The organism is Vibrio sp. CCUG 15886 (assembly GCF_028570825.1).
GTDB classification, from domain to species: Bacteria; Pseudomonadota; Gammaproteobacteria; order Enterobacterales; family Vibrionaceae; genus Vibrio; species Vibrio vulnificus_B.
On record NZ_JAQQBT010000005.1, the window covers coordinates 1 to 15,319 of the forward strand.

A 15,319-nucleotide genomic window follows, 5' to 3' on the forward strand; every position below is an offset into this window, starting at 1 on the left:
ATCTTTTGGATTATCATCAACGAGTGCCCACACAGATTGATAGGTTTATATTGTTAAAGAGCTTGCTTTTCGAGAAGTTTTTCTCTCAAAGCGGAGGTGCATTCTAGCGAGTTAATTTGAAGAGTCAAACACTTTTTCAAATTTATTTCTCAGGAACTTACCTTAACTTTTCACTTGCTGAAGCCTTACGCTGTCTGCCGTGTCAGTGGATGCGCATTATAGGTAGTTTCTTCACATGCACAAGAGCAAAATTAGAAAAAAAAGAAAAAAGCAAATCATTTGCCTACTTTTTGCTCAAGTCGTATTTAAAAACATCAAAAGAGGCGTTTCGCCTCTTTTGATTTACTATTTTCTCCCTCAAAGAAGAGAAAACCACTCTATCTATTGGTGTGCCACAATTTGGTCGTTGTTGACGATAAGCTGTATTTTCTTATCCGGTAGCACTGAACCTGCCAAAATAGATTTCGCCAGCGGGTTTTCGATACTTTGCTGAATCGCTCGTTTCAATGGTCTTGCTCCGTAAACCGGGTCAAAACCAACTTGTGCGATCAATTCGAGCGCTTTATCAGACACTTCCAACGGATAGCCATGCTCTTCCATGCGATTCGCCAAGCGGTTAAGTTGAATCGCTGCGATCGACTTAATATGGTCTTGACCAAGTGGGTGGAAGACCACTGTCTCATCAACACGGTTCAAAAACTCCGGCCTGAAGTGCTTGGTCACCACTTCCATCACCTGTTCTTTGATGCCTTGGTAATCCAACATAGCGAAGTTTTCTTGGATGCGGCTGGAGCCTAGGTTTGATGTCATGATGACCACGGTATTGCGGAAATCCACTGTTCTACCTTGTCCATCCGTCAATCGACCATCATCCAAGACTTGCAGCAGGATGTTGAACACATCAGGATGCGCCTTTTCCACCTCGTCGAGCAAAATCACTGAATAAGGCTTACGTCGAACGGCTTCCGTTAAGTAACCACCTTCTTCATAACCCACATAGCCAGGAGGTGCACCGACTAAGCGTGCCACTGAGTGTTTCTCCATAAACTCGGACATGTCGATACGCACCATGGCATCTTCACTGTCGAACATGAAATTCGCCAACGTTTTGCACAGTTCCGTTTTCCCCACACCGGTTGGACCTAAGAATAAGAACGAACCAATCGGCTTATTGGGATCGGACAAACCCGCGCGGCTGCGACGTATTGCATTCGCAACAACTTCCACCGCCTCTTTCTGCCCAATAACGCGTTTATGCAGCACCTCTTCCATGCGAAGTAGTTTTTCTTTTTCTGCTTCAAGCATTTTGGAAACAGGGATACCCGTTTGCTTGGAAAGCACTTCCGCAATTTCATTATCGGTGACTTTGTTTTTCAACAAGGTCATTTCCTGCATTTCTGCTTGCGTTGCTAGGTCAAGTTGCTTCTCAAGCTCTGGAATACGGCCATATTGAAGCTCAGACATGCGGCTAAGATCCCCCGCTCGTCTTGCAAACTCCATATCCATGCGTGCTTGCTCTAACGCCGCTTTAATATGCTGAGTGCCAGACAGCGCGGCTTTTTCCGCATTCCAAATTTCCTCTAACTCAGCAAACTCACGCTCTTTCTCATTCAACTCTTCGTTAAGTGAGCGCAGACGTTTTTCACTCGCTTCATCGTGTTCATTACTCAGCGCCTGCTGCTCTATCTTAAGTTGGATGATTTTGCGCTCCAACTTATCCAAAGCTTCGGGTTTAGAATCGATCTGCATGCGAATACTGGATGCGGCTTCGTCGATGAGGTCGATCGCTTTGTCCGGTAATTGACGATCAGAAACATAGCGATGCGACAAACTGGCCGCAGCAACGATCGCTGGATCGGTAATTTCAACATGATGATGCAGCTCATAGCGTTCTTTTAAACCACGCAAAATTGCAATGGTGTCTTCCACTGTTGGTTCATCAACCAGCACTTTTTGGAAGCGGCGCTCAAGTGCCGGATCTTTCTCGATATACTGACGATACTCATCAAGTGTCGTTGCGCCCACACAATGTAACTCACCACGTGCCAATGCGGGTTTGAGCATATTGCCCGCATCCATCGACCCTTCACCTTTACCGGCGCCAACCATGGTATGAAGCTCATCAATAAAGAGGATGATATTGCCTTCTTCTTTAGACAACTCATTCAATACCGATTTAAGTCGCTCTTCAAATTCACCACGGTACTTCGCTCCAGCCACCAACGCGCCCATATCGAGTGACAATACTCGGCGACCACGCAGACCTTCGGGCACCTCGTTATTGATGATACGTTGTGCTAAACCTTCAACAATGGCGGTTTTACCAACACCTGGCTCACCAATGATCACGGGGTTGTTTTTGGTTCGACGCTGCAATACTTGGATGGTGCGACGAATTTCATCGTCACGTCCAATCACAGGGTCAAGTTTGCCCTGTTCTGCACGTTCCGTCAGATCAATGGTAAATTTCTCTAACGCTTGGCGAAGTTCTTCCGCATTTTGATCATTCACTTTTTGACCACCGCGAATTTGCTCGATAGCTTGACTCACTTTCTGTTCAGTTAAGCCAAGTTCTTTGAAGAGCTGGCCAAGTGGTCCTCTATCTTCGATTGCTGCGAGCAAAAAGATTTCAGATGAGATGTAAGCATCTTGGCGTTTTTGTGCAATCTTATCGCACAAGTTAAACATCGCGCCCATGGCTGAGGAGAGCTGTACATCACCACCAATACCGCTCACTTTGGGCAAACGATCCAGCATTTCGCTGAGTTTTGAACGTAGGTGAGTGACATCCACATTTAAGATGGTCAGCAGTGGACGAATAGGGCTGCCGTTTTGATCAAGCAGCGCCACCATTAAGTGAACAGGTTCAATGTATTGATGATCGCGCCCTAACGCCAATGATTGTGCATCAGAGATAGCGATTTGAAATTTGCTGGTAAATCGATCAAGACGCATAGCTACCTTCCTAACCTCAACTGAAGTAAATTCTTTAATCAGTATGAAAGATGGCTACGCAAAAATCGTTTTTCAAGGGGGAATTAAAAACTAACGCTCGGTAAATTAAACTGACGTTATTCAAACCAGATAAAGCTCGCTTGACGTCCAGTGACACCTTCGCGACGGTAAGAATAGAAGCGTGAATCTTGATAGGTACACAATTCAGAAGAGTAAATCGCCTCAACCCCTATTGAAGAGAGACGAATACGCGCCAGCTGATCCATATCAGCCAACCACTTATTTGGTGTGATATGAGTAGAAAACGCATTCACTGCTTGAGGGTGTTGTTGGCAAAAAGCCTCCACCACATCCTCTCCGACTTCAAAAGCCTGAGGACCGATCGCAGGGCCAAGCCAAATCAGCACATCTTGTGAAAAGTGACGAAGTGCTTCCTCAACGATCCCGCCCGCCAAACCACGCCAACCCGCATGCACGGCGGCAACTTGCGTCCCTGAGGTATTGGTGATTAAAACGGGTAAACAATCGGCAGTCATCGCACTGCAAACGACATCAGAGGAATGAGTAAAAACCCCATCAGCATCAAGGATTACTTCGGTTGGTCCTGTTGCTTCAATCACCGTCGTAGAATGAGTTTGATTGAGCCAAATCGGTGCACTCGGCATCTGAGCCTGTTCGGCTAACCATTGACGATTTCTCATTACTATTGAAAAATCATCCCCAACATGTGTGCCTAAGTTCAAACCAGTGTAAACACCCGTCGAATAGCCACCTTGGCGAGTCGACGATAATGCTTTGACATTCTTAGGCGCAGGCCAGTTGGGGATAAGCATCAATCAGTACTCGTCTGGTAAACCATGCTCTTGTGCATCACGACGTAAAGTTTCAGTCAACTCAACCATATCGTCTGGCACCGGCGCATGGAACTCCATCTCTTCACCTGTGATCGGATGCTCAAAGCGCAGCATCACTGCATGAAGCGCTTGGCGATCAAAGTTTCGGATCATTGCCGTAACGTCTTCAGAAGCGCCCGCTGGAATTCGAGCACGCCCACCGTAAGCCGCATCACCTAATAATGGATGTTGTAGGTAAGACATATGCACACGAATCTGGTGAGTACGGCCAGTTTCAAGACGCAAACGGATACGCGTGTGCTCTCGGAAATGCTCCGCCACTCGGAAATGCGTCACAGCAGGCTTACCCATGGGGCTCACCGCCATTAAGGTACGTTTTGTTGCATGGCGGCCAATCGGTTTATCGACTTTGCCCCCCGCCGTCATTCGGCCAATGGCAATGGCTTCGTATTCACGCGTAATATTGCGTTTTTGAAGAGCACGCACCAAACGTGTTTGTGCCGGTACGGTTTTCGCCACAACCATCAGACCCGTGGTGTCTTTGTCCAAACGGTGAACAATACCTGCACGCGGCACTTCCGCCACTTCAGGACAATGGAACAACAATGCGTTTAACACTGTACCGTCTGGCGTACCAGCCCCTGGGTGGACGACAAAATCACGAGGCTTATTGATCACTAAGATATCGTCATCTTCATAGACAATATCCAGTGGAATATCTTGCGCTTCCCAGCGCACTTCATCTTCCAGCTCGGCCAAAACAGTAATCACTTCCCCACCCATTACTTTCGTTCTAGGTTTGGTGACTACGTTACCGTCCACTGTGACTTTTCCGTCAAGCAACCATTCTTTCAGGCGCGAGCGAGAAAAGTCAGCGAACAACTCTGCGATAGCTTGATCTAGGCGTTGGCCTAATTGGCTATCTTTTACGGTATTTGTTAATTCAATCTGCTGAGCCATATCGAACTTTTTTAAAAACTGTGAGACTAATGCTCACTACTGTGGAAAAATAGTGTATTGCAACATTGTATCTGTTACTGACAAGAAAGTAACGGAAGCTTAAGAAATATTTAGAATCAAGGAATCGACTCCTGACATGAAACACCATACTTTAGCAGGCCTGCTCGCGGTATCAGTGTTGTTTGGCTGTTCAAGCAGTGAACAAATTGTGCCGGATGTGCCACCAGCAGAGCTGTATGCAGAAGCACAAACCTCTCTTCAAGGAGGAAACTGGCTCACAGCGATTGAGAAACTAGAAGCGCTAGATTCCCGCTACCCTTTTGGTGCTTACTCAGAACAAGTACAACTTGATTTGATTTACGCCTATTACAAGAACGATGATTTGGCTTTGGGTCTGGCGACCATTTCGCGTTTTACGCGTTTAAATCCAACACACGAAAAAATGGACTGGGTGCTGTACATGCGTGGTCTCACCCATATGGCACAAGATCGTAACTTCATGCACGACTTGTTTAACATTGATCGTAGCGATCGCGATCCTGAGCCAGTCAAACAAGCTTTTGATGATTTCAAAAAACTGCTTGAGCGCTATCCAAACAGCCCATATGCGGAAGATTCTCAAAAACGCATGTTTGCTCTTAAAAACCGTTTAGCAGAATATGATCTAGCAACCGCCGATTACTATCTGCGTCGTGAAGCTTGGATTGCAGCCATCAATCGTTCTCAGGAGTTGCAGAAAACCTATCCAGATACCATCGCTGCGAGAAAATCACTCAAAATCCAGCTTGAGGCGTATAAACAATTAGGTTTACAAGATGCCATCGCACGCACTGAAGAGTTGATACGTCTGAATCCGCTCTAATGCCACGATGACAAGAAACACAAAACGCCGCTATACAGCGGCGTTTTTATATGAATCATAGTGACAAAGATCACAAATCGATATTGGTTACTTTTTGATACAACTCGTTATTTAAGCTGAACAACTCCCCTGAAAACCAGTTGAATTTCAGCCATCTACTCTACCCAATCTACTGTTTTCCTATCGAAGCACAAGCTTTTTTCAAAGAAAAAACGACAAGGCTTGCGAAAGATCACATTCCTCTTGAACAATAAAAAACGCCCACCAAAATGTGATTTATATCACATTCTTTTATCCTTAAAATCGTAATCTGGAGTCAACCCATGAGGGATGCAACAGAGGAAACGCATTTATGAAACTAAACATCACTGGTAAAAACATCGAAATCACCTCTGCTATCCGCAATCACATTGAGAGCAAATTTAAAAAGCTAGAAAAATGGCAAACCGACATTATTAGTTGTCAAACGACCTTTAGTGAAGAACCTGGAAAACAGATGAAGTTCGAGGCCGTGATTAAGGTTCCTAAAGGACAGCTAATTGCTTCCGCGATTCATGAAGATCTATACGCAGCCATCAACGAGGTGGAACAAAAACTAGAACGACAATTGAACAAACTGCAACATAAGCCTGATGCACGTCGAGCTGAAAAACCAGAAGTCGTAGAAGAAGAGTAATCAACAACCAGATTGAGGGAATGGCGCCAAAAGGCGCCATTTTTTTGCTTGACGCTCAATGCTGGCTTGCTTATTGTGTTCCCACATTCACAAAAGTTTACTATTTATGCAAATCCACTCTCTGTTTAGTTTTGACTTCTTTTTTCTTCGATAGCGGAGGGGCTAACTCGTTTGTGAAAGAAAAGTCAAAAACAAACAGAAAGCCTCCCACATCGGGGGGCTTTTTTATTAAGGAAATGAGCGATGACTGAACAGCCACTTTCTCTCGATGAGATTCGTTTGCGATTAAATGATTTAGATGACCAACTACTCAGCTTGCTCTCTGAGCGTCGCAAGCTCAGCATTGAAGTTGCTAAAAGCAAAGTTGAAACCTCGAAACCAGTCAGAGACGCCTCGCGTGAACAACAATTACTGGTAAAACTGATCACCAATGGCCGTGAGAAATATCAGCTCGACGCTCAGTACATCACCAAGCTGTTCCATACCATTATTGAAGATTCGGTGCTGCTACAGCAATCGTACCTGCAAAACCTGCTCAACCCTGAGCAGAGCAGAAAGCCTCTCGCTCGAGTCGCATTTCTAGGCTCTAAGGGCTCCTACTCGCATCTGGCAAGCCGTGAGTACTTTAGTCGCAAAAACACTGAACTGATCGAACTCAATTGCGATCACTTCAAAGAAGTCACCCAAACCGTGGAATCGGGCCACGCAGATTTTGGCGTTTTGCCGATTGAAAACACCAGTTCAGGCTCGATCAACGAAGTTTACGATTTACTGCAACATACCACGCTCTACATCGTTGGCGAGCTGACGCAACCCATTGAGCATTGCCTAGTGGCCACCAAAGATGTGCGTCTCGAAGAAATAAAAGTGCTTTACTCTCATCCACAGCCTCATCAGCAATGCAGCGAGTTTTTGGGCCGTCTTAAAGGCGTTACCCTCAAATCGTGCGCGAGCACTGCCGATGCGATGAAGAAAGTACAAGAGCTAAACCGTGATGATGTGGCGGCGATTGGCAACGCATCCAGTGGCAAACTTTACGGGCTGCAACCGATTCAGGGCAACATCGCCAACCAAACGGAGAACCACACACGTTTTATTGTCGTGGCACGTAAGCCAGTTGAAGTGTCCGCGCAGATCCCAGCCAAGACCACACTGATCATGTCTACCTCGCAAAAGGCGGGTTCGTTGGTGGAAACCTTGTTGGTGTTACAACGCTATGGCATCAACATGACCAAGCTAGAATCGCGTCCTATCATGGGCAACCCTTGGGAAGAAATGTTCTATGTCGATCTCGAAGCACATCTTGATTCTGAAGAGATGCAACTGGCCCTTGGAGAACTCACTAAGATCACCAAACATCTGAAAGTGCTTGGTTGCTACCCAAGTGAAAACGTTAAACCCACCCAAGTTAAACTGAGCTAAAAGTACAGAATGAGCAAAAAGATCATGGCAACTCAAAAAGTCATTATTGCTTCGCTGAACCCAGCCAAAATCACCGCAGTGGAAAGCGCGTTCACAAGCGCCTTTCCCAACGGTACCTTTGAGTTTGTGGGAGTGAATGTCCCTAGTGAAGTGGCCGATCAGCCAATGAGCGACAGCGAAACTCACCTTGGTGCTCTTAATCGAGTCAGAAATGCTAAGGCTTGCCGAGCAGACGGTGCATTTTATGTTGGTTTGGAGGCGGGCATTGATGGTAACGTCACCTTCGCTTGGACGGTGATTGAATCTCACACTCATCGTGGCGAATCTCGTTCAGCCAGTTTGATGTTGCCACCGAATGTCATTGCCAAATTGGCCAATGAAAACGAGCTGGGTGATGTGATGGATGAGGTGTTTGGCACCGAGAATATTAAACAAAAAGGTGGAGCGATCAGTTTATTGACGCAAAACCAGCTCACTCGTAGCTCGGTCTACCATCAAGCGTTAATCTTAGCCTTAATTCCTTTTACCAATCCTGAGCATTTCCCTGCCAATTTAAGCTAGGATGGGAACTCAAGAGCAAAAAAGGCGGTATCAACCGCCTTTTTTCGTCCCTTCCAATAACTGATTCAAGCGCGCTTTATCTTCATCTGACTTTAACTTCAGCTCATTGGAACCTCGAGTAATGGTCGCAATACCAACGCCCAACATTTGGCTGATTTGTCGCTGGGAAAGCTCGCCTTTCAATAACTCACGAACGATGTTCACTCTAGACACTAAAGCTTCACGTTCGTCAGGCGTCATCAGCATCGTCAATAACATATCATGCTGCTTTTGTTCGACACTGTGCTTGACCAAATCCACAATTTGTTGCCAGTCTGTATATTCTGGTTGTTGCGACATTACTCTTTACCTATCTCAGTATTTAGTCTCAAGCTCATGCTGATTTAGGAACGCACCATCTACCCCGAGAATGTCTCGATAATAGGTTTCAAACATCAGGATATTTTGTACATACCCACGCGTTTCTTTAAATGGAATGGCTTCAATGAACGCGTACGCATCCAATTTCCCGCCAGTACGTTCACGCCAGCTTTTTACTCGATGTGGACCTGCATTATAAGCGGCAAACGCAAAAATTCGATTATTATCGTACTGTTCCAATAAACCATTGAGATAATGGCTGCCAATTTCGATGTTCTTACCGACTTGGTATAAGTCATCAGAACCTTCATAGCTCAATTGATACTTCTTTGCTGTGTACTTCGCAGTGGACGGCATAATTTGCATGATACCGCGAGCCCCCACAGGAGAGGTGGCTTCTGCGTCCATACCGCTCTCTTGACGGGCAAGTGACATCAACATGATAGGATCAATATCGTGCTTCTCAGCATAGAAGTTGAACCACCAGCGATGCGCCACCGGAAAACGAATTTCCATGTTGTCCCACATTTGCGCCGCAATGCTGGCGGTCACCGTCAAATGATACCAACGCTTAGAGGCCGCATAGACCGCAAGCATGCCTTGAGTTTGTTCGTCACTGCGAGATAACAGGTATTGCCACTCGCTTTTTGCCGCGGCAATTTTGTCTAGCGCAATCAATTCTTCGATACGCGCTAATGAACGACGATAAGGTTCAACCAAGCTGCTATCCAACTTCAATGTGGAGGTAGGATAATTAATAGACTGCCCGATCTCTTTCGCTGCCGCGACACTATAAAAATTACGTTGGCCAACCAGTTTACTCAGTCGCAGCTTCCCTTGGGTTGCTTTGCCCATTTCAATTTCACTGCGCCCCAACCAATATTGCCAACGCAATGAGTTTCGATGTTCATCATCCAACTGAGCAACCCAGCTTTGCACGCCTTTCCAATCCGCCTGTTGTAACGCAAGACGAATTCGGCGCTCAATGAGGTTTTGCTTATGTGATTTTTTCAGCACTGCATCACGCCACTGAGCCAGCGCTTCCGATTCGGTATTAATCAAACGGAAAGCCAAATATTCGGCCGATTCCTGAGCCTGTACCGATGAAAACTTTTGAGCTTTGATGACCTGTGCGTACTGCTCTTGAGCACGTTTGATATCTTTACGTGCCAGTTTCTCTAGTGCTAGCTCAGTTTGCTTACGATAAAATTCATTGGCTTTATGCTGCTTGGCAAACTCCAACACCGACTCAGGACGATTGAACAGCGCTTTCATCTCTTGGGCTTGCTTTTTCGCTTGGCTACTTTTCGGCAATTTCAGCAAATAAGTCATTAACTTGCTGTTTTTCTGCTCAAACGCAAGCAACATACGTTGCAAAATCAGGTTGTCGGTTCGTCCTCCCGCCTGCTCCCAAACCGTAAACAAATGATCACACTCATCCGCAATTTCTAATCCGCTTAGCCATAATTGCTCTGCGCCTTGATAGGCCAGTTTTTTCTGCCCTTGATTGTATTGCGCGTAGTAATAAATACATTGATAACTTTCGCCTCTCGGCTCTTGCTGCTGAAATGACACCACCTCAGACCATGCTTGTTGGCGATATAAAGCATCAAGATATGGCGCGCGAATACGTTGGGAAAACGGGTAATCACGGCTTTGAGTGATAAATTGCTCCACTTCTGTTGGCGATTTTTTTGACAGCTGCGCCAGGAAAAAACGGTAATCGAGATAAGGCGTAAGAGCATAGTCGTCCAGTTGAGAACGCACTTGTACATAGGCCTCATCGTTTTTGTCATCCAACAGTTTTTGCGCTTGTTCATACAAGGCGCGCTGTTTTTCTAATGTCACCACATCCGCAGCACTGACATTCATCGCCACGCCACACAACGCTGCCATCAGCCATTTTGTGGCCGACTCTCTCCCAATATTTTTTAAACTCATTCGCGTCATATCCCCAGACGTTTTTTACCGCTCATTGCCCATAAGGGTATTAGGGCCAAATAACTCACGATATGCATCCAATTACACCGTTCTGTTATAGTGTTGTAAAGATGACAGATGTAAATAATAGTGATTTCATTTTAATGAAACACAGTTACACACTAATGCGGTCATCGTGTTGTCAATTTTATTCATTTGCAGGCCAATCTCTGTGAGCAGAATAGTGTGGAATGGCCACTGAATTTCTCCTTGGACAGTAACAAATCCTCAGCAGTTGATATAAAATACCGCCTCTATGTGGATTTAAAATTAGGAACGATCGGCAATGGCTGAATACGTATATACCATGTCGCGGGTGAGCAAAATCGTGCCACCTAAGCGTCAAATTCTTAAAGACATCTCTCTAAGCTTTTTCCCTGGTGCAAAAATCGGTGTTTTGGGCCTAAACGGTTCAGGTAAATCAACCTTATTGCGCATTATGGCAGGTCTGGATACCGATATTGATGGTGAAGCACGTCCACAACCCGGTTTGAAAGTGGGCTACCTTCCACAGGAGCCTGTTCTTGATGAAAGCAAAACCGTCCGCGAAGTGGTAGAAGAAGCCGTTGCCGATGTGGCGGGAGCATTGAAACGTCTTGATGAAGTGTACGCTGCTTATGCCGATCCTGATGCGGATTTCGATGCGCTTGCAAAAGAACAAGGCGAGCTTGAAGCTCTGATTCAAGCGAAAGATGGTCATAACTTAGATAACGCGCTTGAGCGTGCTGCGGATGCACTGCGTCTTCCAGAGTGGGATCAAAAAGTGGCGCACCTGTCCGGTGGTGAACGTCGCCGTGTGGCTATTTGTCGTCTACTGCTTGAAAAACCAGATATGCTGCTGCTTGACGAACCAACCAACCACTTGGATGCTGAATCTGTCGCTTGGCTTGAACGCTTCTTGGTGGATTACTCAGGCACTGTTGTGGCCATCACCCACGACCGTTACTTCCTAGACAACGCTGCAGGCTGGATTTTGGAACTTGACCGTGGTGAAGGTATTCCATGGCAAGGTAACTACACCTCGTGGCTAGAGCAAAAAGATGCGCGTCTACAACAAGAAGCCTCTCAAGAAAAAGCTCGTCAGAAAACCATTGAGAAAGAACTGGAATGGGTTCGTCAAAATCCAAAAGGTCGCCAAGCCAAATCTAAAGCGCGTATGGCACGCTTTGAAGAGCTACAGAACACCGATCACCAGAAACGTAACGAAACCAACGAGTTGTTCATCCCACCAGGTGAGCGCTTAGGTGATAAAGTCATCGAAGTGAAGAATTTGACTAAGTCATTTGACGGCCGTGTTCTGATCGACGATCTTTCATTCAGCATGCCTAAAGGGGCTATCGTCGGCATCATCGGTGCCAACGGTGCGGGTAAATCAACCCTATTCAAGATGCTGAGTGGTGTTGAGCAGCCTGATTCCGGTACTATCGAGATGGGCGAAACGGTGAAGTTGGCGTCAGTTGATCAGTTCCGTGATTCAATGAACGATAAAAACACCATATTCCAAGAGATCTCTGAAGGTGCGGACATCATCAAGATCAACAACTTCGAACTTCCAGCGCGAGCTTACTGCTCACGTTTTAATTTCAAAGGCGTGGATCAGCAGAAAGTAATCGGCGAACTCTCGGGTGGTGAGCGTAACCGTGTTCACTTAGCGAAGCTGCTCAAAGCCGGTGGCAACGTTCTCTTACTGGACGAACCAACCAACGACCTTGACGTTGAAACACTGCGTGCACTAGAAGAAGCGCTGCTTGAGTTCCCTGGCTGTGCTATGGTGATCTCGCACGACCGTTGGTTCCTCGACCGTATTGCGACTCACATCATTGATTACCGTGACGAAGGTCAGGTTAACTTCTACGAAGGCAACTATACTGAGTACATGGAGTGGCTGAAGAAGACTCTTGGTCCTGCGGCAGCGGAACCACACCGTATCAAATACAAGCGTATGACTAAGTAATCGATTATTGCTTGAAATTTGTGCAAAGGCCGCTAATATAGCGGCCTTTGTTTTAATTACGGTCTACTGTTCCCATTGCCATCCAGCCCGAAAACGGAAACTTTGAGAGAGTAAATATGGCTGAACGACGTCGATTTTCACGCATCATGTATCAAGTCCCTGCGATAGTGAAACAGGGGCAATATGTGTTGCATACTACGATTCAGGATCTCTCACTGCACGGGCTGTTGTTACGTACTGATTCAATGCATACGTTAAGGAACAACGACACTGTGTTGGTGGACTTCACACTTTCTGATAGTGATATTGATATCAGTCTCGAAGCAGATGTTGTGGGCTTTGATCAACAGACAATTAGACTTAAAATTACCCACATTGATATAGATAGTATCAGTCATTTAAAACGCTTGGTTGAACTAAATGTGGGTGATGACGCGCTGCTTCATCGAGAAATAGAACATTTGTCTGATCTCGGTGACGAAGCAAGTTAGATTGCCTGACGAATATAATCATGTAGCTATGTCGAAAAAAATTACTATGCAGATCCCCACTAAAAATGGGGATCAGCTTTTTTATTTGGGTAAAGGTACCGTTGCTACCCTACTGCTCTCTATCACCGCTTTTCCACTGGTACTCGGTGGCGGGTGGTATTGGTATCAGCAGCAAAGCGAACAATCCCAACAATTGCGTGCTCAACTTGATGTATTGACATCAGAAAAGCAGCAATTGATGGCCGACTACCAAGAACAGCTTGATACCAATCACTCTCTGTCGCAGACGTTAACCGAAAAAAGCAACCAAATTCAGTTGCTAGGCAAACGGGTATTTGATGTGGAATCCGTACTCGGCATTGCCGATGAAGAGATCATCGTCGATGAGAACTCTCTGGAAGAGCGCATCGATACCGCTGCTATTGACTCTGCGGTACGAGCCACCATGTTCCGTTTGATCCCAAATGATTCACCAATGTCTTACTTGCGTGTCTCTTCTTCGTTTGGACGTCGAACCAATCCTATCTCTGGTAAACGCCATACCCATACCGGTATTGATCTCACCTGTAAGCGCGGGGAAGAAATCGTGGCACCTGCCGATGGGGTGATTGAGACGGTACGCCCAAGTAAGAAAGGCTTTGGCAACTTCATCACCATGCGTCATTCCTTTGGTTTCATGAGCTCTTATGCGCATTTGCAGGGCTTCAACGTCAAAAGTGGCCAATTTGTCAGCAAGGGCGATGTGATTGCCACCTGTGGTAACTCAGGGAATTCAACTGGCCCTCACTTGCATTACGAAGTGCGTTTTTTAGGCCGAGCCCTCAATCCACAGTACACCATGGATTGGAACCAAGAGAACTTCAACTATCTGTTTGAAAAAGAGAAAACGGTCAAATGGAGTCCTTTGGTCAAGATGATTGATAACGTGGTTCGCTTACAAGTCAATCTCACTAAATCCCCCTATCGTGACATCAGTATTGACACGGTTTCCAGTGAAGAGAATAGCCTCGACCCAAGCTTGCAAACCAACTAATGCAATGGGTAAGCCGAAAATAGAAAGAGCAGCATCAGGCTGCTCTTTTTCTATTTCTAATACGCTTAAATGTTAATCACGATGCAAGTTGTCATTCGCTTGTTTGAGTAAATTTTGGCTTTCCGCCATAAACTGCTGCGAATACCCCCCAAACCAATCACTCACTTGCGTGAAACGTTCAACAAAACGCGCTTTATCGTGCTGATCTAACATCTCTAGTGCCTCGCCAAAGCGGCGATGGAAACGCTTGATCATGTCGATGTTCTCTTGCGACGAAAGAATAATGTCGCCATACAAGTTTGGATCTTGGGCAAACAGACGCCCTACCATCGCTAACTCAAGACGGTAAATGGGCGAACTCAGTTTCAGCAGTTTATCGAGACTTGGATTTTCCTGACTCAAATGCATGCCGTACGCAAAGGAAGTAAAGTGCCTTAACGCTTGAATTAACGTCATGCCGTGGTCGTGTTCGCTGGCCTCAATTTGGCACAAGCTTGCCCCCCAAATCTTAAACTGCTGCAGTAACCACTGATATTGCTCAGCACCTCGACCATCACAGTAGACAATCACTTGCTTGGCTAAACTCGGCACATCGGGACCAAACATAGGGTGCAAACCAACAACCGGCCCAGAGTGCACATCGAGCATGGTTTTCAGCGGCTTCGACTTGATCGAAGTGAGGTCACACAAGATGCAATCCGATGGCAGTTGGGTCAGCTTTTCAATCACTCCTTGGGTTAAATGAATCGGCACGGTAACCACCACCAATCCTGCCCCATCCAATATCTCATCAGCGCGGTGCCAATCCTTACTGCCTAAGATTTTGACCTGGTAACCCGAGAGGGTAAACATCCGAGAAAACAGACCACCCAACTGGCCATGACCACCAATGATCACCACAGAACGCAAGTCCGGATTGAGACATTTAAACCCAGAATCTTTCTCACTAGCATAAGATTCACGCATGGTTCGGCGCAAAATGTCCTCAATGAGCTGTGGAGGTACACCGATTTTTTCGGCTTCTGCACGACGAGAGGCCAGCATCGCCGCTTCTCTATCGGGTGCATAAATTGGTAAGCCATGTTGGCTTTTCACATGGCCAACTTGCTCTACCAATGCCAAGCGCTGAGCCAATAGCTCCAACATCTGTTTGTCTACTGCATCAATCTGTTCACGCAATGCGTTCAGTTCAACTGCCATGATTTACCTTG

Annotated in this window: 13 protein-coding genes and 1 other annotated feature; of the genes, 7 read left to right on the forward strand and 6 right to left on the reverse strand. The window is 46.1% G+C overall.

Annotated elements, in window-relative coordinates:
- Positions 1-381: 381 nt before the first annotated feature.
- The 3 genes from clpB to rluD all read right to left on the reverse strand — a co-directional run bounded on the left by clpB (position 382) and on the right by rluD (position 4,769).
- The gene (gene clpB / locus PQQ36_RS11570) at positions 382-2,955 is read right to left on the reverse strand and encodes an ATP-dependent chaperone ClpB (protein WP_011078571.1); all 2,574 of its coding nucleotides are present in this window, start codon (positions 2,953-2,955) and stop codon (positions 382-384) included.
- A 116-nt stretch (positions 2,956-3,071) separates the two neighbouring features.
- Positions 3,072-3,788, reverse strand: a complete 717-nt coding sequence (pgeF, locus tag PQQ36_RS11575; RefSeq protein WP_011078572.1) for a peptidoglycan editing factor PgeF — start codon at positions 3,786-3,788, stop codon at positions 3,072-3,074.
- Positions 3,789-3,791: 3 nt separating this feature from the next.
- On the reverse strand, positions 3,792-4,769 hold the full coding sequence (rluD, locus tag PQQ36_RS11580; RefSeq protein ID WP_011078573.1) for a 23S rRNA pseudouridine(1911/1915/1917) synthase RluD: 978 nt from the start codon (positions 4,767-4,769) through the stop codon (positions 3,792-3,794).
- Between the two features lie 136 nt (positions 4,770-4,905).
- Here rluD and PQQ36_RS11585 point away from each other — a divergent pair, with 136 nt between their 5' ends.
- The 4 genes from PQQ36_RS11585 to yjjX all read left to right on the forward strand — a co-directional run bounded on the left by PQQ36_RS11585 (position 4,906) and on the right by yjjX (position 8,290).
- Complete coding sequence (locus PQQ36_RS11585; protein ID WP_011078574.1) at positions 4,906-5,631, forward strand: outer membrane protein assembly factor BamD; 726 nt, start codon at positions 4,906-4,908, stop codon at positions 5,629-5,631.
- A gap of 352 nt (positions 5,632-5,983) precedes the next feature.
- Positions 5,984-6,307, forward strand: a complete 324-nt coding sequence (hpf, locus tag PQQ36_RS11590) for a ribosome hibernation-promoting factor, HPF/YfiA family (RefSeq protein ID WP_011078575.1) — start codon at positions 5,984-5,986, stop codon at positions 6,305-6,307.
- Positions 6,308-6,415: 108 nt separating this feature from the next.
- Positions 6,416-6,537, forward strand: a sequence feature (Phe leader region).
- 13 nt (positions 6,538-6,550) lie between these two features.
- Positions 6,551-7,729 carry a prephenate dehydratase gene (gene pheA / locus PQQ36_RS11595; protein WP_011078576.1) on the forward strand — a complete coding sequence of 393 codons (1,179 nt, stop codon included), beginning with the start codon at positions 6,551-6,553 and terminating at the stop codon, positions 7,727-7,729.
- 24 nt (positions 7,730-7,753) lie between these two features.
- Positions 7,754-8,290 carry an inosine/xanthosine triphosphatase gene (yjjX, locus tag PQQ36_RS11600; protein ID WP_273661239.1) on the forward strand — a complete coding sequence of 179 codons (537 nt, stop codon included), beginning with the start codon at positions 7,754-7,756 and terminating at the stop codon, positions 8,288-8,290.
- 30 nt (positions 8,291-8,320) lie between these two features.
- On the opposite strand, the gene trpR is transcribed toward yjjX, so the two are convergent.
- Both trpR and sltY read right to left on the reverse strand, forming a co-directional pair.
- Complete coding sequence (trpR, locus tag PQQ36_RS11605) at positions 8,321-8,629, reverse strand: trp operon repressor (RefSeq protein WP_011078578.1); 309 nt, start codon at positions 8,627-8,629, stop codon at positions 8,321-8,323.
- 15 nt (positions 8,630-8,644) lie between these two features.
- The gene (sltY, locus tag PQQ36_RS11610; protein ID WP_273661240.1) at positions 8,645-10,600 is read right to left on the reverse strand and encodes a murein transglycosylase; all 1,956 of its coding nucleotides are present in this window, start codon (positions 10,598-10,600) and stop codon (positions 8,645-8,647) included.
- A 316-nt stretch (positions 10,601-10,916) separates the two neighbouring features.
- On the opposite strand from sltY, the gene ettA reads away from it, so the two are divergent.
- The 3 genes from ettA to PQQ36_RS11625 all read left to right on the forward strand — a co-directional run bounded on the left by ettA (position 10,917) and on the right by PQQ36_RS11625 (position 14,108).
- Positions 10,917-12,584: an energy-dependent translational throttle protein EttA gene (gene ettA, locus PQQ36_RS11615; protein ID WP_011078580.1), complete on the forward strand. Its 1,668-nt coding sequence runs from the start codon at positions 10,917-10,919 to the stop codon at positions 12,582-12,584.
- Positions 12,585-12,700: 116 nt separating this feature from the next.
- Positions 12,701-13,075, forward strand: coding sequence for a PilZ domain-containing protein (locus PQQ36_RS11620; protein WP_011078581.1), 375 nt, complete (start codon positions 12,701-12,703; stop codon positions 13,073-13,075).
- 28 nt (positions 13,076-13,103) lie between these two features.
- Positions 13,104-14,108 (forward strand): M23 family metallopeptidase, encoded by a 1,005-nt coding sequence (locus PQQ36_RS11625; RefSeq protein WP_118893942.1) that lies wholly within the window; start codon positions 13,104-13,106, stop codon positions 14,106-14,108.
- Positions 14,109-14,180: 72 nt separating this feature from the next.
- Here the strand turns inward: PQQ36_RS11625 and tyrA are convergent, their stop codons facing one another.
- Complete coding sequence (gene tyrA, locus PQQ36_RS11630; RefSeq protein ID WP_065090705.1) at positions 14,181-15,308, reverse strand: bifunctional chorismate mutase/prephenate dehydrogenase; 1,128 nt, start codon at positions 15,306-15,308, stop codon at positions 14,181-14,183.
- Positions 15,309-15,319 lie beyond the last annotated feature (11 nt).